General features: G+C 37.9%; 22 protein-coding genes and 1 other annotated feature (1 of these 23 running past the window's edge). Of the genes, 17 read left to right on the top strand and 5 right to left on the bottom strand.

The window, feature by feature from the left end; genetic code table 11:
• Positions 1-166: a binding site (T-box leader), on the top strand (it extends 74 nt beyond the left edge of the window).
• A gap of 43 nt (positions 167-209) precedes the next feature.
• The 16 genes from CP352_RS05325 (at position 210) to CP352_RS11135 (ending at position 16,494) form a co-directional block, all read left to right on the top strand.
• Positions 210-1,064 carry a MetQ/NlpA family ABC transporter substrate-binding protein gene (locus CP352_RS05325; RefSeq protein ID WP_054832833.1) on the top strand — a complete coding sequence of 285 codons (855 nt, stop codon included), beginning with the start codon at positions 210-212 and terminating at the stop codon, positions 1,062-1,064.
• A 12-nt stretch (positions 1,065-1,076) separates the two neighbouring features.
• Entirely contained in the window at positions 1,077-2,141 is a 1,065-nt protein-coding gene (locus CP352_RS05320) for a methionine ABC transporter ATP-binding protein (protein ID WP_005720297.1), read from the top strand.
• Entirely contained in the window at positions 2,134-2,835 is a 702-nt protein-coding gene (locus tag CP352_RS05315; RefSeq protein WP_005722357.1) for a methionine ABC transporter permease, read from the top strand. The genes CP352_RS05320 and CP352_RS05315 overlap by 8 nt, the downstream gene beginning before the upstream one ends.
• Before the next feature lie 130 nt (positions 2,836-2,965).
• Entirely contained in the window at positions 2,966-4,369 is a 1,404-nt protein-coding gene (locus CP352_RS05310) for a class II fumarate hydratase (RefSeq protein ID WP_005722356.1), read from the top strand.
• A 12-nt stretch (positions 4,370-4,381) separates the two neighbouring features.
• Positions 4,382-5,758, top strand: coding sequence for a flavocytochrome c (locus CP352_RS05305; protein WP_089143029.1), 1,377 nt, complete (start codon positions 4,382-4,384; stop codon positions 5,756-5,758).
• A gap of 196 nt (positions 5,759-5,954) precedes the next feature.
• Positions 5,955-6,884: an L-lactate dehydrogenase gene (locus CP352_RS05300; protein ID WP_005720302.1), complete on the top strand. Its 930-nt coding sequence runs from the start codon at positions 5,955-5,957 to the stop codon at positions 6,882-6,884.
• A 136-nt stretch (positions 6,885-7,020) separates the two neighbouring features.
• Positions 7,021-8,337, top strand: coding sequence for a C1 family peptidase (locus tag CP352_RS05295; RefSeq protein WP_065990884.1), 1,317 nt, complete (start codon positions 7,021-7,023; stop codon positions 8,335-8,337).
• A gap of 252 nt (positions 8,338-8,589) precedes the next feature.
• Positions 8,590-9,288: an RraA family protein gene (locus CP352_RS05290; protein ID WP_089143028.1), complete on the top strand. Its 699-nt coding sequence runs from the start codon at positions 8,590-8,592 to the stop codon at positions 9,286-9,288.
• A gap of 16 nt (positions 9,289-9,304) precedes the next feature.
• Complete coding sequence (locus CP352_RS05285) at positions 9,305-10,774, top strand: DASS family sodium-coupled anion symporter (protein ID WP_089143027.1); 1,470 nt, start codon at positions 9,305-9,307, stop codon at positions 10,772-10,774.
• Positions 10,775-10,855: 81 nt separating this feature from the next.
• The gene (locus CP352_RS05280; protein WP_089143026.1) at positions 10,856-11,647 is read left to right on the top strand and encodes an alpha/beta fold hydrolase; all 792 of its coding nucleotides are present in this window, start codon (positions 10,856-10,858) and stop codon (positions 11,645-11,647) included.
• An 80-nt stretch (positions 11,648-11,727) separates the two neighbouring features.
• Positions 11,728-12,783: a [citrate (pro-3S)-lyase] ligase gene (citC, locus tag CP352_RS05275; protein WP_013086263.1), complete on the top strand. Its 1,056-nt coding sequence runs from the start codon at positions 11,728-11,730 to the stop codon at positions 12,781-12,783.
• On the top strand, positions 12,773-13,066 hold the full coding sequence (citD, locus tag CP352_RS05270) for a citrate lyase acyl carrier protein (RefSeq protein ID WP_005720311.1): 294 nt from the start codon (positions 12,773-12,775) through the stop codon (positions 13,064-13,066). The genes citC and citD overlap by 11 nt, the downstream gene beginning before the upstream one ends.
• Positions 13,067-13,981 (top strand): citrate (pro-3S)-lyase subunit beta, encoded by a 915-nt coding sequence (citE, locus tag CP352_RS05265; protein ID WP_013086264.1) that lies wholly within the window; start codon positions 13,067-13,069, stop codon positions 13,979-13,981. It abuts the gene before it with no gap.
• Entirely contained in the window at positions 13,971-15,512 is a 1,542-nt protein-coding gene (citF, locus tag CP352_RS05260) for a citrate lyase subunit alpha (protein ID WP_005722920.1), read from the top strand. Before citE ends, citF begins: the two co-directional genes overlap by 11 nt.
• 335 nt (positions 15,513-15,847) lie before the next feature.
• Positions 15,848-16,303, top strand: coding sequence for a DUF441 domain-containing protein (locus CP352_RS05255; RefSeq protein ID WP_005722922.1), 456 nt, complete (start codon positions 15,848-15,850; stop codon positions 16,301-16,303).
• 29 nt (positions 16,304-16,332) lie between these two features.
• Positions 16,333-16,494: a hypothetical protein gene (locus CP352_RS11135; RefSeq protein ID WP_005720315.1), complete on the top strand. Its 162-nt coding sequence runs from the start codon at positions 16,333-16,335 to the stop codon at positions 16,492-16,494.
• Between the two features lie 17 nt (positions 16,495-16,511).
• Here the strand turns inward: CP352_RS11135 and CP352_RS05250 are convergent, their stop codons facing one another.
• From CP352_RS05250 to CP352_RS05240, 3 genes are read right to left on the bottom strand one after another with little or no spacing between them, the layout of a single operon-like run.
• Positions 16,512-17,345 carry an energy-coupling factor transporter transmembrane protein EcfT gene (locus CP352_RS05250; RefSeq protein ID WP_089143025.1) on the bottom strand — a complete coding sequence of 278 codons (834 nt, stop codon included), beginning with the start codon at positions 17,343-17,345 and terminating at the stop codon, positions 16,512-16,514.
• Positions 17,338-19,047, bottom strand: coding sequence for an ABC transporter ATP-binding protein (locus CP352_RS05245; protein ID WP_089143024.1), 1,710 nt, complete (start codon positions 19,045-19,047; stop codon positions 17,338-17,340). The genes CP352_RS05250 and CP352_RS05245 overlap by 8 nt, the downstream gene beginning before the upstream one ends.
• Before the next feature lie 3 nt (positions 19,048-19,050).
• Complete coding sequence (locus tag CP352_RS05240) at positions 19,051-19,608, bottom strand: ECF-type riboflavin transporter substrate-binding protein (RefSeq protein ID WP_089143023.1); 558 nt, start codon at positions 19,606-19,608, stop codon at positions 19,051-19,053.
• Positions 19,609-19,765: 157 nt separating this feature from the next.
• Here CP352_RS05240 and CP352_RS05235 point away from each other — a divergent pair, with 157 nt between their 5' ends.
• Positions 19,766-20,146, top strand: coding sequence for a DUF1828 domain-containing protein (locus CP352_RS05235; RefSeq protein WP_005720116.1), 381 nt, complete (start codon positions 19,766-19,768; stop codon positions 20,144-20,146).
• A gap of 66 nt (positions 20,147-20,212) precedes the next feature.
• On the opposite strand, the gene CP352_RS11460 is transcribed toward CP352_RS05235, so the two are convergent.
• Both CP352_RS11460 and CP352_RS05230 read right to left on the bottom strand, forming a co-directional pair.
• Positions 20,213-20,344: a hypothetical protein gene (locus CP352_RS11460; RefSeq protein WP_005720118.1), complete on the bottom strand. Its 132-nt coding sequence runs from the start codon at positions 20,342-20,344 to the stop codon at positions 20,213-20,215.
• 102 nt (positions 20,345-20,446) lie between these two features.
• Complete coding sequence (locus CP352_RS05230; protein ID WP_005720120.1) at positions 20,447-20,773, bottom strand: hypothetical protein; 327 nt, start codon at positions 20,771-20,773, stop codon at positions 20,447-20,449.
• Positions 20,774-20,816 lie beyond the last annotated feature (43 nt).

The following is a 20,816-nucleotide window of genomic DNA, read 5'->3' as shown; positions in this document are numbered from 1 at the left end:
AATAGGAGCTAGTGAATATGGGTTTGGAACGATGACCGGTGGTGATATTTAGCTATCGGCGGGGCTGCATCCGTTAACAGTGCAGGCTGTTTTTTGATAGCCAGTGAGGTTGATTACGTAAGTGATCAGCGAATTAAAGGTGGTAACGCGAGCACTCGTCCTTTTGGGATGGGTGCTTTTTTATTTTTATCAAAGTAGGAGTGTATTTTATGAGAAAACGGAGAAGAAGAAATACCATTATTTGGACGATCATTGGGATACTGATCGTGATTGCAGGTTGGTTTAGTTTTGGTCCAGGAATTCCCAGTCAAAATCAGGCAAAAACTGTTACAGTCGGAATCGTTGGGGAAAGTAAAGCCGAAGCCGCAATTTGGAAGTCAATTGCTAAAACGGCTAAGGAAAAATATGGTATTACCTTAAAAACTAAGAACTTTACGGATTACAACCAACCTAACAAGGCCTTGAAGTCGGGCGATATTGACATGAATGCTTTTCAACACTATGCCTTCTTAAAGGATTGGAATAAGGCAAATCACGGTGGCGTTGTCGCCATTGGTAGAACCTACATCGCACCGATCAGACTTTATTCACGCAAGTATCATAAATTGAGTGACTTACCTGATGGTGCCACGATTGCAGTGCCTAACGATGCTACTAACGAATCAAGAGCACTGTTTGTTTTGAAAAATGCCGGCTTAATTAAGTTGAAGAAGGGTAAGACCTTAGTTACTGTAGCTGATATCACCAGCAATCCAAATAACTACAAGATTAAGGAAATCGGTGCTGAACAAACTGGTCGAGTATTGAATTCAGTTGACGCTTCTGTAGTAAATAATGATTATGCTGGTCCTGCTGGCTTGACTGATAAGCAAACGATTTACATTGAACCAATTAACAAAGATTCAAAACAATGGATTAACATTCTTTGTGTCAAACAAGGCAAACAAAAGGACAAGCTTTACCAAGATGTCGTCATGGCTTACCAAACTGCAGAAACTAAGAAGCTAACTAAGAAATACTATGGCAATACGCAAATTGCAGCCTGGGACGTTAAGTTGAAGTAAGGAGGATCAAAAATGAGTATTGTTGAATTAAAAAATGTAGAAGTGGCCTTCCCTCAGAAGAAGGGCGAACCAGTTAAAGCAGTGAATAATGTTTCTCTTTCCATTGAAAAAGGCGACATTTATGGAATTGTAGGCTTCTCTGGTGCTGGCAAGTCAACTTTAGTTAGAACGGTCAATCTTTTACAAAAACCAACTGCCGGTAGTATTACCGTTGATGGCACTGAATTTGTTAAAGATGGCAAGCAGGTGATTTCTAATAAAGAATTGCAATTAAAGCGCAGAAACATCGGAATGATCTTCCAGGGTTTTAACCTATTAAATGAAACGACTGTATTAGAAAATGTAGCCTTTGCCTTAAAACATGAAAAGTTGAGTGATGAGGAATTAGAAAAACGGTCATTGGAACTGCTTGATCTGGTTGACTTAAAAGATAAGGCTGACTTTTATCCAGCTGAATTATCTGGTGGGCAACAACAAAGAGTAGCGATTGCTAGAGCTTTGGCTAATAATCCAGATATTTTGATCTCTGATGAAGCAACCAGTGCCTTGGACCCACAAAATACGCAACAAATCTTGGACCTGCTTAAGCGTTTGAACAAAAAGTTCCACTTAACGGTCATCTTAATCACGCACGAAATGGATGCTGTTAAGAAGATTGCCACTAAGGTCGCCGTCATGGAACACGGCAATGTGATTGAAGACGGCAGTTTGCGAGATGTCTTCTTACATCCTAAGCAGGATTTAACCAAGAAGTTTGTTGGTGGATCACTTGAAGCGATTTCTACTTTGAATTCATTGGCGCTTGATAAGCTTGGCAAAAATGAAGCAATTTATCAATTAGTTTACAGCGTAGCTAATGTGACTAAATCAATCATTATTGAATTGTATAAGCAAATTGGCGTAGAAGTTTCAATGCTTTATGGGAATGTTGAACTTTTGAATGAAGAACCAATTGGTACTTTGGTGGTATTGGTGAAAGGCGATCCAGCTAAGCAAAAGCAAACACAAGAATTTTTGGCTAAGCAAAATGTGACATTTACACGTTTAGATGAAAAGGGGAATGTATATCATGATTAGTTTCTTAAGTAAATATTTACCCAATGTTGTTCAACTTGGCTGGGGCGGAGACGCTGGCTGGGGCACTAGTATTTTTCAGACCTTATTTATGACTTTTTGGTCAGCTATCTTTGGTGGCATTCTGGGTATTATCTTTGGCGTGATTTTAGTTTTAACTAAGGATGGCGGGATTCGGCCCAATAAATTCTGGTACAATTTCTCAGATAAGCTAGTTTCAATCTTCAGAGCGATTCCGTTCATTATCCTGCTTGCCTTTGTTGCACCAGTTACTCAAAAAATTGTAGGTACACAGATCGGAATGAAGGCAGCCTTAGTACCATTAACTTTAGGCGTATTTCCATTTTATGCTCGTCAGGTGCAAGTTGCTTTAGAAAGTGTTGACCCAGGTAAGGTTGAAGCCGCAGAAAGTTTGGGCTCAACTGCGCGTGATATTATCTTTGATGTTTATTTAAGAGAATCTCGCTCAGAACTGATTCGTGTTTCGACGGTGACGATTATTTCTTTGATTGGTTTGACTGCAATGGCTGGTGCTGTAGGTGCCGGTGGTTTAGGTAATACCGCTATTTCATACGGTTATAACCGATTCAATAATGATGTTACTTTAGTAGCTACTGTATTAGTAATTATTTTGATTTTTATCGTTCAAATCATTGGTGACTTCTTTGCTAAAAGAATGAATCACCAGTCTAGATAAAACTATGATCCAGGAAAAATCCTGGGTCTTTTTTTGGAATGAAATTGAAAAAGAAAGCCTTTACAGGTATTATAAATGGTGATTGATAATTAACGCAAACCTTATAGAGCTTAATAAGGAGGAATATAATATGAGCGAAGAAGAATACCGTGTTGAAAGTGACACTATTGGTCCAGTTAAGATCCCTAAAAATGCTTTATGGGGCCCTCAAACTGAAAGAAGCCGCAATAACTTCCCAAGTGGTGAATTGATGCCATTGCAAATTATTCGAGCATTTTTACACTTAAAGAAGGCAGCTGCAGAAAGTAACGTTGAAGTTGGCGATGAACCAAAAGAAAAAGGCGAAGCAATTGAAGATGCAATTGATCATTTGCTAGCTTTAAGCGATACTGACTTGCGTAAGGACTTCCCACTTCATGTTTTGCAAACCGGTTCAGGTACTCAAAGCAACATGAACGTTAACGAAGTTGTAGCTAACTTGGCTAATAAATTGCACCCAGGTTTAGATATTTTGCCTAATGATGATGTTAACCGTGGTCAATCATCTAATGATACTTATCCAACTGCAATGAATATTGTTGCCGTTGAAGCATTGGACAAGTTGGAACCAGCAATTCAACACTTAATTGATGAATTAGTTGTTAAAGAAAAGAAATATTGGAAGACTGTTAAAGTTGGTCGAACCCACTTACAAGACGCAACGCCTTTGACTTTTGGTCAAGAATTATCTGGCTATATTTCTGCTCTTAAACATGACTTATCGTATATTCGTGAATTGAAGCCAACTCTCTACGAATTAGCTATTGGTGGGACTGCTGTAGGGACTGGCTTGAATGCAGCACCGGGAATGACCGAAAAAATTGCTGGTAAATTATCAGAAGTCTATGGTCATAAATTTGAAGTTAAAACTAATAAATTCTGGGGCTTAGCTCACCATTCAGGTCTTGATGTAGTTCATGGTGCCCTTAAAACATTGGCTGCTGATATGTTTAAGATTGCGCAAGATATTCGTTTACTTGCTTCAGGTCCGAGAGCAGGCTACCATGAATTAAATATTCCAGCAAATGAGCCAGGTTCAAGTATTATGCCAGGTAAAGTTAACCCAACTCAGGCAGAGGCTGTGACAATGGCTGCTGCTAAAGTATTTGGTAATGACACCACCATTACCTTTGCTTCTAGTCAAGGTAATTTTGAAATGAACGTCTTCAAGACAGTCATCATTGCATCATTCTTAGATAGTTGTGATATTTTAACTGGTACAATTACTGGTTTTGCTGATAAAATGATTCATGGCTTAACGGTTAATGAAGAAAGAATGGATGAATTACTTGAGAATTCATTAATGACCGTTACTGCCTTGTCGCCACATATTGGCTATCATGCTGCTGCTAAGATTGCGCAAACTGCTGATAAAGAAGGCACTACTTTAAGAGAAGCTGCTTTGAAGAGTGGTAAAGTTACTGAAGAACAATATGATGAATGGATGGACTATATGCAAATGACTAATGTTGATAAGTCTACTCCAGAAGAATAGGGAAAGTAAGAAATGCCAAATACAAAAGAATTAAAGAATAAATATGATGCTATCGTTGTTGGCTCAGGCGGAGCAGGTCTGACTGCTGCACTTCAAGCTCATGAACTAGGTCTAAATGTTGTTGTGCTTGAAAAAAATGAGAAAACTGGTGGTAACACTAGTCGTGCTTCAAGTGGAATGAACGCTTCTGAATCTTTGGTTCAGCTTGACGAAGGGATCATTGATAATAACCGTGACTTCTATGAAGAAACTTTAAAAGGTGGAGGTTTATTAAATGACCGTGCCATGTTGAAGTACTTTGTTAACCACTCTGCTTTAGCTATTTCATGGTTGATGAAATATGGTATTCGTTTAACTGATTTGACCATTACAGGAGGGATGAGTAAGAAACGTGCTCACCGTCCTGCTTCAATGGAACCAGTTGGATTTTATCTAACTTCACGAATGACAACACAGGTGAAAAAAGCGGGTATTGACATCTTTACTGGTGCTAAAGTTACCAAGTTGTTGCAAGATGCTAAGAAGCGCGTTAATGGTGTTGAAGTTGAGACACCAGATGGCATTAAAACAGTTAAAGCTAAGGTGGTTCTTTTAGCTACTGGTGGCTTTGGTGCTTCCAAGGATATCATTAAGAAGTATCGTCCAGACTTAGTTGACTATAAGACTACTAATCAGCCAGGGGCTACAGGCGATGGACTGAAGCTTGCTGAAGCACTTGATGCTCAACTAATGCAAATGAACTTCATTCAGGTTCACCCAACTGCAGATACTGATAATCCGCATGTTTATTTAATTGGTGAAGGTCTGCGCGGTGAAGGTGCTATCTTAGTTAACAAGAATGGTCAACGTTTTGTTAATGAATTAAGTACACGAAAGATTGTTTCTAGTGCAATTACTAATTTGCATGAAGATGGGGCATACTTGATTTTTGACTCAGGTGTACGGGCTCATTTTGCTGCAGTTGAGTTTTATGACCAGATTGGTTTAGTAGAACATGGTACTGATTTGGCTGATTTAGCTAAAAAAATTGGCGTAAATGGTACCAACTTAGAAAAGACCATTGCCGCTTGGAATAAGTCCGTTACAACTGGTAAGGATAAAGAATTTGGCAGAACGACTGGGATGGATCGTGAACTTGATCGTGGTCCATACTTTGCAATTCATGTTCATCCAGCAATTCACTATACTATGGGTGGTATTCATATTAATACTGAAACTCAAGTACTTGATACTAATGGTAATGTAATTGATGGATTATTTGCAGCTGGTGAAGTATCTGGCGGACTTCATGGAAATAATCGAATTGGTGGTAACTCAATTGCCGAAACAGTTATTTTTGGTCGTCAAGCAGGTATTCAGATGGCTAAATATGTTCGTGAAAGTAAATAATATAAGAAAGATTATGTAAAGAGAGCGGTTGGTTAACTGCTCTTTTTCGATAGAAATAATAACACTGGCGAGATTTTGATGGGATATTATAATTTATAATTATGGAATAAATCGTGTCTAATGAAAGCGCTTAGTGTATAATTAATCATGTAGATAAAAAACAGTTTATAAACATTTGAAAGGACTAATTTAACTTATGAGTAGAAAAGTATTTCTTGTTGGTGATGGTGCTGTTGGTTCAACTTTTGCAAATGACTTATTGCAAAATACAATTGTTGATGAATTAGCAATTTTTGATGTAGCTAAGGATCGTCCTGTTGGTGATTCAATGGACCTTGAAGATATTACGCCATTTATGGGTCAAACCAATATTCATCCTGCAGCCGATTATAGTGATGCTAAAGATGCTGACGTTTGTGTGATCACTGCTGGTGTTCCTCGTAAGCCAGGTGAAACTAGACTTGACTTGGTTAACAAGAACGTTAAGATTTTGGAAAGTATTGTTAAGCCAGTAGTTGAATCAGGATTTAATGGTGTCTTTGTTGTTTCCGCAAACCCAGTTGACATTTTGACGACTTTGACCCAAAAGTTGTCTGGTTTCCCTAAGAACCGTGTAATTGGTACTGGTACTTCACTTGATTCAATGCGTCTTCGTGTTGAACTTTCAAAGCGTTTGAATGTCCCAGTTGCTAAGGTTAACTCAATGGTTCTTGGTGAACACGGTGATACTAGTTTTGAAAACTTTGATGAATCAACAGTTGCAGGTAAGGCACTCCGTGATTACTCAGAAATCAACGATGATGTTCTAGCAGAAATTGAGACCGATGTGCGTAAGAAGGGTGGCAAGATCATTGCCAACAAAGGTGCTACATTCTACGGTGTTGCAATGATGCTTACTCAAATTGTCTCAGCTATTTTGGACAATCGTGCAATTTGTTTGCCACTTTCAGCTCCGATTAATGGTGAATACGGTATTAAGCATGACCTTTACTTAGGTACCCCAACCGTTATTAACGGTGAAGGGATCGAAAAGGTAATTGAAACTAAGCTTTCCGATACTGAGCATGCTAAGATGATTAACTCAGCAGACAAGATGCAAGAAGTTTTGTCAGGTATAAACCTTTAATTGATCATTAATTTTATTAAAAGCCCTAGTTGTCAAAAACTAGGACTTTTTCTTAATGACAAAAAAGATAGAAAATAGTATTATATAAGAAAAGATTAATAAAAAAATTAAAAGATAAGAATTAACGAGGTATATCATGACAGTTATTTCACAACAAGAAATTGAAGGCTTTTCTGAAAGCTTTAATTCTAATCCTGAGAATAAAGTAGCTTCTCGTGCTGCTCGTCGTAGTGGTTTGCTTGAAGCTTCATTTAATGACCGCGTATCAGAACGACTTAACCATGTCTTTTCAACTGAACTTGATATTGGCGGTGTAACTGATCAGAAGCATTCTGGTCGTTGCTGGGAATTCACTACTTTGAATGTTTTGCGCCACTACTTTGGCAAGGAAAACAAGGTCAAGGATTTTACGTTCTCACAAGCTTATAATTTCTTCTGGGACAAGATTGAACGTGCTAACGCTTTTTACAATGCAATTATTCGTTTAGCAGATAAACCTTTGACTGATCGTCATGTCCAAGCATGGCTTGAATTTGCTGGTGAAGATGGTGGTCTTTGGACCATGGCCATTAACTTAGTTAAAAAATATGGTGTAGTACCTTCATACGCAATGCCAGAGAGTTTTAATACCAATAATACTACTGCTTTGGCTGAGAACTTGGCTCGCAAGGAACGAAAAGATGCGCTTGTTTTGCGTAAATTAGTCAGTGAAGGTAAGAAGGATGAAGCAGAAAAAACTAAGAAGGAATTCTTGAACGAGATTTATCGCATGGTTTCTGTAGCCTTGGGTGAACCACCAAAGAAATTTGACTTAGAATATCGTGATGATGATAAGAAATATCACTTGGAACGTGATCTGACACCACAAGCTTTTGTCCAAAAGTATTTCAAGAGCTTTAATTTCGATGATTATGTTGCTTTGTCCAACATCCCTAATCATGAATACAACAAAGTTTACCATTTGCCACTTTATGATAATGTTGCTGGTGGTGATCAAGTTAAGTATTTGAATGTACCAATTGAATATTTAGCTCAAGCTGCAGTGGCGCAACTTAAGGCAGGTGAAGCAGTCAGCTTTGGTAATGACGTTTTAAAGCAAATGGAAAGAAAAACTGGCTTTTTGGATACTGAATTGTACAAGACTGACCAATTATTTGACGTTGATACACAAATGAGCAAGGCTGATCGTTTGAATACTGGTGAGGGCTTTGCTACTCACGATATGACTTTAGTCGGTGTTGATGAAGACAACGGTCATATCCGTAAGTGGAAGGTTGAAAACTCATGGGGCGACAAGTTTGGTCACAAGGGCTTCTACGAAATGAGTCAAGCTTGGTTTGAACAATATGTTTACGATGTGATTGTGAAGAAAGAATTTTTACCAAAAGAATTGCAAGAGTTGCTTGATCAACCTGCAATCGATGTAATGCCTTGGGAAAACTTTGGTGAATAAGATCAAAATAACAAAGATCAAGTAAAGAGATCTGGTTTAATTAGCCAGTTCTCTTTTTTTGCATAATTATTTGAGTTTAAATAATTCAAAAAATAAGTAAAAAATCAAAATAATTCAAAATTTGTAACCGCTTAATCCATTGATAAGTGTATAATACTAATTGTGAGTTGTGATGAGTTTTAGTTTTTATAAAAAGGCTTGTTTAACAATAACAAGATAGATTAGGGAGCATAAAGAGGGGAGAGCTACTCTATGCCTGTAGGAAAAAGAATTTATTTAAAGAGGCAAATGCCTGATCCAAAAGTTGTAGCTGGTTTTAAAAAGATCCCAGCTTCTAATACCGCGGATTGCATGGAACGAAATTGTGCTATGAATCCTAGAATTAAGTTAATGTCGAATCCTGATGAGGAAATGGTTGGGCCAGCATTTACGGTTCACACCAGGGCGGGTGACAACTTATCAATTTATGCGGCTTTAAAGTATTGCCAGCCAGGCGATGTGATTGTCATCGACGACGAGGGTGATAACACTAGATCTTTGATTGGTGAGGTAATGATGTCTTACTTACGCGATCAAAAGAAAATTGCAGGTATTGTAATTGGTGGCCCAATTCGTGATATTGATAATTTAAGAAATTGGAAACTGCCGATTTATGCAACCAGTACTACCCCAGGTGGACCATATAAAGAAGGACCTGGTGAAATAAATGTACCTGTTGCTTGTGGGAATGTTAGTGTTAACCCAGGTGATGTGATTTTAGGGGATGCTGATGGAGTAATTTGTATTCCACGTAAAGATGCTCCTGAGATTTTGCCTAAGGCACAAGCTTTTCATGAGCAGGATGAGGCTAAAGCAATTGCCTTTAGCAAAGGAGAAGTTGATTTAAGTTGGGTAGATAAAAGCTTAGCAGATAAAGGCTTTGACATCATTGATGATGTGTATCGTCCATAGAGAATAGGGGATTCTTATGAAAACTTTAGAAAAAGTGAATTATAAAGGCTTTATTTGGCCTTTGATCGTTGGAATTGTATTGTGGTGTATTACTCCATGGCGCCCAAGTGGCCTTTCGGTTCAGGCATGGCAAATGTTTGCCGTTTTCGTTGCCACAATTGTAGGGTGTATTACAAAACCTTTGCCAATTGGTGGTACAACCTTAGCTGGCTTGGTAGTAACTGTTTTAGTTGGCTTAGCACCAATGAAGGACGTTACAAATGCAAAAGGTATGGTAGTTAATCAAGGCCTGCTTAGTTCATTTGGTAACTCTGCTGCATGGTTAATCGCTATGGCCTTCATTATGGCTCATGGTATTAGTAAAACAGGTCTAGGTAACCGTATTGCCTATATTATGATTCAAAAATTTGGTAAGAAGTCATTGGGTATTGGTTATGCGATTACTGGATTGGAATTAATTCTCGGTGCCTTAATTCCATCGAACTCAGCTCGTACTGGTGGGGTCGTTTGGCCAGTTGTTGAATCTGTTTCAAAAGAAGGCTACGATTCTAAGCCAGATGATGCTTCTCGTAAAAAGATTGGTGCCTACATTGACTTTACTGCCTTTCATGCCAATATTTTATCAACGGCTTTGTTTATTACCGGTGCTGCTCCTAACATGGTGGCTCAACAATTAGCCGCACAAAAGGGCTATCAAATGTCTTGGGCAGGTTGGTTTTTCACTGCAATCGTACCTGTTGCTGTATTGGCAGTAATCATTCCATTTGTTATTTACAAGATGTACCCACCTCAGATTAAAGAAACTCCAGATGCTAAGAAATGGGCTGATGAAAAATTAGCAAAAATGGGACCAATGTCAACTCCAGAAAAAATTATGATGTCAGTCTTCATTCTTTCAATTGTTTTATGGGTTTTGTCTGGTTTCTTTAAGATCCCACAATTAGATGCGACTTTTGTTGCCTTCCTGGCTGTAACTATTTTGATGATTACCGGTGTGTTAACAATGCAGGATGCTCTGAAAGAAACTGGTGCTTGGAATATCTTGATTTGGCTTTCTATCCTGATGTTCATGGCTGGTAAGCTGATTTCATACGGATTTATTGATTGGTTCTCCAAATTAGTTCAAAATGGTCTTCATGGTGTTAGCTGGGGCTTTGTATTGGCAATTCTAGTTTTGCTTTTGTTCTACACCCACTACTTCTTTGCAAGTGGAACTGCACATATGACTGCTCTTTATTTGCCATTCTTGTCTGTTGCGGTTGCAACTGGTGCTCCTTTAGGCCTTTCCGCAATGCTTTTAGCCTTTACTGGTGCAATCAACGCATCAACCACTCACTATGCTAATGGTCCTGCCTCAATTTTGGCTACTACTGGCTATGTTAAACAAGGTGAATGGTGGAAGATGAATTTTGTCCTTGGATTAATCTATATGATTATTTTTGGAACTGTCGGAGTTCTTTGGATGAAGATTATTGGTTTATGGTAAAAAATAAGCAATCTGGAATCACCAGGTTGCTTTTTTTGCGTCATAATAGAATTGAGTAATCAAAATGAAAGAAGATTAAAGATGAAATTTAAAACTAATGACGATGTAATTTTGCATTATACCGATACGGGGGATGAAGATAAGCCTGCTTTGATTGGGATCCCAGGTATAGGGGGATCTTGTCAAATGTGGCAAGATTTAATTGACTTATTTAAAAATGATTATCGTTTTATTATGCTTGATCCACGCAATCAAGGACAGTCCGAACGAACCTATCGTGGACAGCGGATTAGTCGTCATGCAGTTGACTTAGAGGAGCTATTAGTTAAGCTCAATTTGCATGATGTAGTAGCTATTGGAAATTCCATGGGGGCTGCCAATATTTGGGCATATTTGTCAATTTATGGCAAAGGTAGACTAAAGGCAATGGTTGATTTAGACCAGTCACCAAAGATGATTGCGGATAAGAGCTGGAAGTATGGCTTTAAAGACCTAACTTGGGATAATTATCCTGACATGCTTAAATTTGATTTTGGCAAGGCTTTTTACCATCACATTGATGAAAAAATGTTTTTGGCTGCTAAAAAGGAATATCAAGAATTCCCATATGATCCAGCCGAAAACTATAACTGTTTAGTTGAACATGCGGGGCAAGATTGGCGTGACATGATTTTGGATACGCCAGTTCCCATGCTGGTAATTGCTGGGGAAAAATCGCCATTTTTTAATCCAGAATTTACCCAAGCGATAAAAATGCTGAATCAAGATGTTCAAACGGCGATTGTACCGGAATGTGGGCATTTGCCTCAGGCTGAGCAACCAGAAAAAACGCATGAGATTATTGCTGAATTTTTGAAAAATTTAAAAAATTAATAGATAAATTGAAATAATCAAACTAAGAGAGTAAACTATATTTGTGAAAACGATTACCGAAATAGTAAGGCGGCATATTTATGGATAAAGTCGTTGATTTGTTTTTAAACGACGCTACAACTAGGCAAAAATGGGAAAACTTGTTGGAATCATTGGGGTTAAATGATTTTAGTGAACGCGAAGTTAACGTGATTGATCATACTATTGGGCTAGAAGATGAGGAAGGCAATTTAGTTGGTACTGGTAGTGTGGCTGGTAATGTCTTAAAGTATATCGGAGTCAAGAATGATGCCGATACGCAGGGGGCTCGCTTCAATAAAGTGGTTACAGCCTTAACGCAATATTTGACTAATGATGGAATTTTCCATTCCTTTGTCTTTACTAAAGCAAAGTATGCAACTAGCTTTGAGCATTTGCACTTCAATTTGTTAGCCAAGACGGATCAGGCAGCCTTTTTAGAAAATGGAATGCCTGATGTGAAGGAATTTGTGGCTGAAGTGCCCGAAATAGCAGATCAAGAGCATAAGAAGGTCGCTGCAATAGTCATGAATGCAAATCCGTTTACCTTGGGTCATCAGCATTTGATTAAGATGGCTAGTGAAGAAAACGATTTGGTTTATGTCTTTGTTGTGGCTAATGATGTTTCTTTGTTTAGCTTTGATGAGCGCTTCAAATTGGTGCAAGAAGGTACTAAGGAGTTTAGTAATGTGAAAGTAATCTCTGGCGGAGACTACATGGTTTCACCAGCTACTTTTCCAGCATACTTCTTAAAATCACCTGACGATTTAATTGCTGTACAAACGGTGATAGACGCAGCTGTCTTTAAGAATCAAATTGCACCGGGACTGAACATTACCCGTCGTTATATTGGTAAAGAACCAATTTCAAGAACGACTCACTTTTATAATGTTAGCCTAGCGCATGAGCTTGGTCCTGAGATTGAAGTAATCGTAATTGATCGCTTGGAAAAAGACGGTCAAATTGTTACTGCCACTAAAGTTAGACAGCTGATCAAGGATGGCAATTTAAAAGAGATCAATAAATTCGTGCCGGAAACGACTTATGAATTTATTAAGCAAAACATGCAGAAATTGCAGTCTAAAATTGAGAAAGGAATGAATATTGATGGAAATTAAAACCACAGCAGTTGCGGGAACACTTGAGAGTTCAGATATTCAAATCATGATTTCAAAGGGTTCTAACGGCATTGAGATTGACCTTGAATCAGAAGTAAAAAAGGCCTATGGAGATCAGATTGAAAAGGTGATTACTGACACCTTAAAAGCTTATGGCTTAGAAAATGCCAAGGTTAAAGCAACCGATAAGGGAGCACTGGATTGTGTAATTAAGGCTCGTACTTTAGCAGCTGCACAACGTGCAACCGAAACTTCAGACAAGCCAGATTTGGAGGTACTCTAAATGACATACGTTAAGAATCGTTTGCGTAGAACCATGATGTTTGTACCTGGTAATAATCCTGCTATGATTAAGGATGCTGGCATTTATGGTGCAGATTCGATTATGCTTGATTTGGAAGACTCAGTTTCATTAACGGAAAAAGATGCTGCCAGAATGTTGGTTTATGAGGCAATTAAGACAGTCGATTTCGGTGGCAGTGAAATTGTAGTTCGTGTTAATGGTCAAGACACGCCATTTTACGATGAAGATGTTAAGGCAATGGTAAAAGCCGGCGTTGACGTTATTCGCTTGCCTAAAACTGAATCAGCTGCAATGATTCAAAAATTGGTAAAGGATATCGAACATTGGGAAGATGAATTTGACATTGAAAATGGTTCTATTGGCGTGATGGCTGCCATCGAATCAGCCAAGGGTGTCTTAAATGCCCCAGAAATTGCAACCGCAACGCCTTTAATGATGGGCTTGGCGGTATCTGGCGAAGACTATACTGCAGATATGCATACTCATCGTTATCCAGATGGTCGCGAATTGGAATTTGCGCGTAACATGGTTTTACAAGCAGCTCGGGCCGCAGACGTATATGCCTTTGATACAGTGTTCTCAAATATGAAGGATACTGAAGGCTTCTATCGTGAAACTAACTATATCCATGAACTAGGGTATGATGGCAAGAGTTTGGTTAACCCACGTCAAATTCAAATGGTTAATAAAGTCTTTAATCCAACTAAAGAAGAGATTGAGCAAGCTAAGAATGTTGAAAATGCCATTCGTGAAGCCAAAGCTAAGGGCTCAGGCGTTATTTCACTTAATGGTAAGATGATCGATAAGCCAGTTGTAGAAAAGGCTACCAGGGTTTTGGAAACAGCGAAAGCTTCTAACTTGATTGATAAAGAAGGTAACTACATTGGAGAATAAAGTAAAACGCGAATTACCAGATGATTTAATGAAAAAAATGAATTTGAAACCATTTGAAACTACTGAAATTGGTCATCCTGAAGTTAAGCGGGTTGCTCCAAAGGTAAGAGTTACTACTGGACAAAATAAGATTATTGATTCACTTGATGAGGTAATCAAGAATAACCTGAAAGATGGTATGACTATTTCATTCCACCACCATTTTAGAAATGGGGATTATGTTTTTAACTTGGTAATGGACAAGATTATTAGTATGGGTTACCAGGATTTAACCTTGGCTCCAAGTTCACTTACTGGTGTTATGAATGATAAAGTTATCGAAGCGATTAAAAAGGGAGTAATCACTAATATTACTTCTTCGGGTATGCGCGGTTCACTAGGTGATTTTGTTTCACATGGCGGCTTGAAGAATCCTGTAATTTTCCGCTCACATGGTAATCGTGCTCGTTCAATTGAAGAGGGCGAGATTAAGGTTGATGTTGCCTTCTTGGGTGTGCCAGTATCTGATCCCGCAGGTAATGCTAACGGTCAAGATGGGGATGCTGTCTTCGGCTCATTGGGTTATGCCCTAATGGATGCTCGCTATGCTAATAAGGTTGTTTTATTAACTGATAATATTGTTGATTATCCAAATACGCCTGCGTCAATTCAGCAAGATCAAGTGGATTATGTGGTTAAAATTGATAAAGTCGGAGATCCAGACAAGATTGGTTCTGGTGCCACTCGCTTTACCAAGGATCCTAAGGAACTCAAGATTGCTCAAATGGTTAACCAGGTAATCATTAACTCTCCATATTACAAGCAAGGGTTTAGCTTCCAAACTGGTTCTGGTGGTGCTGCATTAGCTGTCACCAGGTACTTACGTCAAAGTATGATTGATGATGGCATTACTGCATCATTTGCTTTGGGTGGTATTACTAAACCTACCACTGACTTACTTGAAGAAGGTCTAGTCAGAAAAGTTATGGATGTGCAGGACTTTGATAAGGGTGCTGCCCAATCAATGGCTAACAATAAAAATCAACAAGAAATTGATGCTTCTTGGTATGCCGATCCTCATAATAAGGGTGCAGTGGTTAACAACTTGGATGTTTCAATCTTGTCAGCTTTACAAATCGATACTGACTTCAATGTTAATGTTATGACTGGCTCAGATGGTGTCATTCGTGGAGCCGTCGGTGGTCACCAAGATTCCGCAGCTGGTGCCAAGATGACGATTATTACAGCTCCTCTTGTTCGGGGACGTAATGCGACTGTTGTTCCAAGAGTAGAAACTATTGTTACTCCAGGTTCATCAATTGATGTTTTAGTAACTGAAAGAGGAATTGCCATTAATCCAGCTCGCCAGGATTTAGTGGATGCCTTTAGTAAGGTGCCAGGACTTAAGATCTTGGATATTAATGAATTGCAAAAAATGGCTGAAAAACAAGTTGGTGTACCAAAGCCACTTGAATATACTGATCGTACGGTTGCCTTAGTTGAGTATCGTGATGGTACTATCATTGATACCATTAAGGAAGTTAGGGATTAGTTCAAAACGAAATGTATGAATAAGTAATCACAAAGGTGTCACGAAAGTGGCATCTTTTTGTTTTTATTAAAATGTTAAGTTGTATTTTTGCAAGAAACGTTTTTTAATTATTTGTGCAAATATTTTATTTTCAAGCATAAATATCTGCACTGGTTCTTTGCGTAAAAAAACACCTCGTTTTAAGAACGAGGTGCGCGTATACATATATTTTTCTGAGTAATTTTATTATGACACAAATTAGATTGATTTTCACTTATTTAGACTCATTATTTTGTTTTGATGAATATTTTTGTTAAAGTGAACTAATGCTAATGATTTTTTGAGGGGAGATAAATATGGAAAGTTGGTTATTTCTAGCATTGGTGCTAGTTGTAGCGTTATTGGGTAAAAACATGTCATTAATTATTGCAACGGGAGTGGTAATGGTGTTTAAATTATTACCGTTTACTAGTAAATGGCTGCCTACTATTCAAGCAAAGGGGATTAATTGGGGCGTAACTATTATTTCGGTTGCAATTCTAGTTCCTATTGCGACAGGACAGATTGGCTTTAAGGATCTGATTAAAACTTTTAAGTCGCCAGCTGGATGGATTGCCATTTTAGCGGGAATTGCTGTAGCTATCTTGTCACGTTATGGTGTTGATCAATTAGCAGCGGTGCCACAGGTGACGGTTGCATTAGTTTTAGGTACTATTATTGGAGTAGTGGTTTTCAAGGGTGTAGCTGCAGGTCCTGTGATTGCTAGTGGAATGACATACTTAGTAATTACGCTGTTTAACCTACATTTTTGAGGTATAATTATGAAAAGTGAGGCGATTTAATGATTATTGTACATGAAAATACGCAAGAGCGATTAGATGACTATCTTGAACACCGTTTGCGTAATTATGAAATAATCACGCCGCCGATTCCTAAGAAACCTGAGATTGTCACTCAAGATGATCATAAACAGAAAAATCGAAAACAAAAAAGGGACCATTAGGTCCTTTTAATTTTGGTCTAAATAAATGGATTATAAAATCTACCATGATCAAGTTGCCAGAGACCAACCACAATTAATACCAAAATCACGGCTGCGATCATTACAAGATAATCAGCTTTTTTAAATGATTGGGTGACATACCAGGTCCGTTTTTTCTTTGAGCCAAAGCGGCGTAATTGCATGGCTGTTGAAATTGTATCGATTCGATCCAAACTGGAGAAGATAAGAGGCATCACGATATTCAATGTCCCCTTAATTCGTTTGCCTAAACTAGCCTTTTTGGATAGTTCATTGCCACGTGCTTGTTGGGCAGCTGAGATATCCCAATAAGAATTTTGGATATCTGGGATGTAGCGTAGAGCTAGAGAAACAGCATAGGAAATTTTGTAACTAATGCCGATTTTATTTAATGAAGCAGCAAATTGACTAGGATTAGTAGTTAATAGAAACAGCAATACGATTGGAATTGAGCAGACATATTTTAAGAAAAGATTGAATAAGTAGAATACCTCTTGCAATGTTAATGTGAAGTAGCCGGCATGGATCAAGATGCTTTTAGAATGATAAATATTTTCACCATAGCTTGGCTGAAAGATGAAAACAAAAATCAGATTTAGCAACATGAAAACTACAATAAATTTCACGATAAAAGAAATCTGGCTCCACTTAATTTTTACCTCTTTAAACAAGAAAATTGATAAAATACAGATAGCAATTAAGAATCTGGTATCATAAGTTACCATACAAGCAACCGAGACTAGGAGCATAAAAACTGACTTAGTGGTTGCGTTTAATTGATAAATAAAAGAATCACCAGGTTGATAACCTAAAACTTGGCTCTCATTATGCATGTTTTTCATCCCTTTCTGCATCAATATAGGCGCGGACAAAGCTATCTGGATTTTCTAATTGATATTTGATAGCGAGATTATATAAGGAGGTTCGCTTCAAAGCGGCCTTTTTAATTAAAGCTTTTTCAGTTAATAACTTGATTGGATCTGTGTCAGCAATTAGTGTTCCGTCAGCAAAAGCCAGGGATCTGTTAGTGTATTCCATCAGCAAGTACATATCGTGAGTGATAATCATAATTGTTTTGCCTTGATCATTAAGCTGTTTTAAAAAGTTCATGATCTCAGTATAAGTTTGCCAATCTTGCCCTGCAGTTGGTTCATCAAGAATTAATAACTCAGGATTAAGCACTAAAATTGCAGCAATTGTGACTCGCTTTTTCTGACCGAAGGATAAAGCAGAGATTGGCCAGTTGCGGTACGGATAAAGACCACAAACTTTCAAAGTATCATAGACCTTAGTGCGAATAGTCTGCTCATCATAACCACGTAGACGCAAGCCTAGAGCTACTTCGTCAAAAATCATTTTTTGTGAAATCATCTGGTTAGGATCTTGCATGACATAACCAATCTTATCGGAACGCTCTTTGATTGAAAACTGCTTAAGGTTATCACCATCAAATAAAATAAGTCCCTCATTGTCGATAAAGCCACAAATAATTCGACAAAGGGTGGTTTTTCCCGCACCATTTTGACCGACTATTGAAACAAAATCGCCTTGATTGATTGTCGCTGTAACGTCATGTAAAGGATGAATCTGCAATTTACTATAACGGTGGCCGACGCCTTTGAGTTCTAATAGAGGATGAGTCTCTTCTTTTTCACCACTTAGGGTAATGTTGTTTTGCCATTCTTGCAACTGCTTAGCAATTTCAGGATCTTGGGGCAAAGCAGCGACTGAAGTTAGGTCGGGAATACGCGTAAGGTCGACGTTAGCTTTTTTTAAGGCATTTAAATAAAGAGGACTACGAACACCAACGTCTTCTAAACAATTCTCATGTAATAGATCATTTGGCTTCTTATCAGCTACAATTTCACCATCATTAATTAGGATAATGCGATCTATAGGCTGACTCAAAACTTCTTCTAGACGGTGTTCAATAATGATTACTGTCGCATTTAATTCTTTTTGAATGCGATCAATTAAAGCCATCGTTTTCATTCCTGAAGCTGGGTCTAAATTAGCAAGTGGCTCGTCAAAAAGTAAAATTGGTGATTCATCAACCATGACACCAGCTAGAGCAACAATTTGTTTTTGACCACCAGATAGATTTTGTGGCGCCTGCTTTAATAAATGCTCAATCCCTAATTCATCAGCCCAGCGATGAACAACTTGTTTCATATGATTTTGTGGTTGGCAGTCGTTTTCCAAAGCAAAAGCAATGTCTTCACCAACAGTTAAGCCGATAAATTGACTGTCAGTATCTTGTAGGATAGTTGAGGTGGTGAAAGAAAGATCAAATAGGTTAGTGTCTTTAATATTCTTGCCGTTAATAGTGCATTCACCGGTGATTTCACCAGTATCTAGATTGGGAATTAGGCCGTTAATACAGCGGCCAATGGTCGATTTACCTGAACCTGATGGTCCAGCAATTAACAATTTTTCACCTTGTTTGATAGTTAGATTAATCTGTTTTAGTGTTGGCTTGGCCTGACTGTCATACTTAAATGAAAAATCTTTGAATTCAATAATTGTTTTAGGCATTGTTTAATTCTCCTTGCGCAAGCTGCCTTTTTTAATCTTGGTTCCAGCATAAGCTTTAAGTAGGAGCGTGCCAATGACCATAATTGTAATACCATTAGAAAGCGTAGCCGAAATTCCTTGGACAAAAACTTTGTTAGCAGGTTCACTATAGATGATAATGTCACCGATTGGTGCAACTACAATCCAGGCGAGAATATTGGCAATAATTTGAATGATATTAAAAAAGATTATTTGTTTAATACCAAAAATACCATTTTTTAAGTCTAAGCGTTTGGCCGCTAAACCGATGATCCAGCCTAAAACAGCAGTAGCTAATACCCAGCTCCACCAAGTCTGCCCGTACATAATGAAATCAGACAAAGCATGTCCAATAAAGCCGACAATAAAACCGACCTTAGCGCCATAGATTGACGCAAAAAGAGCCAAAAAAGGAAAGACTAATTCAATATTTGTGTTAGGAATAGGCGTAGGAATCGATGTGAAACGTGCTAAAATAACATAGATTGCCGATCCAATTCCGATCGCTACAACATTTTTAACTGATAAACCCTTAGTATGCATATTTTTCTCCAAAATTTAGTATATTTACAAGGTATAATTAGTAAGCGGTAACAGTCAAGCTGATTGGGAGATTCAATCTATTTAATAAATTTGTAGAAGAATTACTAAGAGGGTATCCTTATATTAAAGAAAAGAATTTATAAATTAGAGGTAAAAAATGAAGCAGGATGAATTAAAGAAAATTAACCATGAAATAGGTTCGTATGTTGCTAAGGTAACCAAGACAATTTGGGTTGACGATAGGACATTGCAGATTGCCACAATGATGATTGATTCTTATGGCGATACCGTATATGTTTGGGTTGAGGAAGCCGATGATCATTGCCGCGTTAGTGATGGCGGACGAATTCTATTTAAGCTAGATCCTAATGAAGAAGATAAAGAGTTATATGAAACTGCGGAAGATATTGCGCTAGGGTCAGGTTATGAATTTGATGAAAAACACTGTGAGATTTTTGTTGATGTTGATCGCAAGAATGTGGCTCAGGCGGCAATGAAGCTGGCACAATTACAAGTAGCAATTTCATATTTAGGCTAAAAAAAGACATCCCTAAGTTTTCTTTGATTAGGGATGTCCTTTATTTTTAAGTCATTTCGAAAAACTTTAGACATTTGCCATCCTTCCTAGGTTCACATCTTGTGGCTTTTTACCATTGAGGTCAAAATTTGCAATTGCTTGTGCTAAAGCCATCATTGATACAACATCTGGAATACATTCGTCAATTCTAAACTCCATAATTCTCACCTCCCAGTCATTGTAAATCCAACTTTAGTAATTGTTGACCAGTACATAACAAATTTTAGCATAGAAAAAGCAGCCAATTTTTGGCTGTTTTTTCTATTTTTTATTGCTATGTTGCATAAAGATAAAGAAGGCAGAAATAATATTAACAATCACAGCAGGTAAGGCTAGAGCAGCGGTAAAGCCATATAGTGCATTACCAATTACTCCTAAAATTGGCCCAATTAGTGAGATATTCATGTTATGCGATTGCACTACTGCAACGGCATTAAGGATCACGCCGAACCAGGCAAATAAGTAAAATATTAAAGCTATTCTAGCAGTGAAGTCAGCTCCAAGGATGGCAAACCAAGAGCTAATGAATAACACACAATTGATCAGGTTCAGTGCACCAATCCATAAATCATATTTAGATTTTTTCATTTTTTCTCCTCATTATAAATAGTCTATCTCTGTATTACTTTAG

It is taken from the genome of Lactobacillus sp. UMNPBX1, assembly GCF_002554085.1.
GTDB classification, from domain to species: Bacteria; Bacillota; Bacilli; order Lactobacillales; family Lactobacillaceae; genus Lactobacillus; species Lactobacillus crispatus.
Note: the sequence above shows the minus strand (reverse complement) of the source record. Positions and strands in the feature narration are given on the sequence as shown.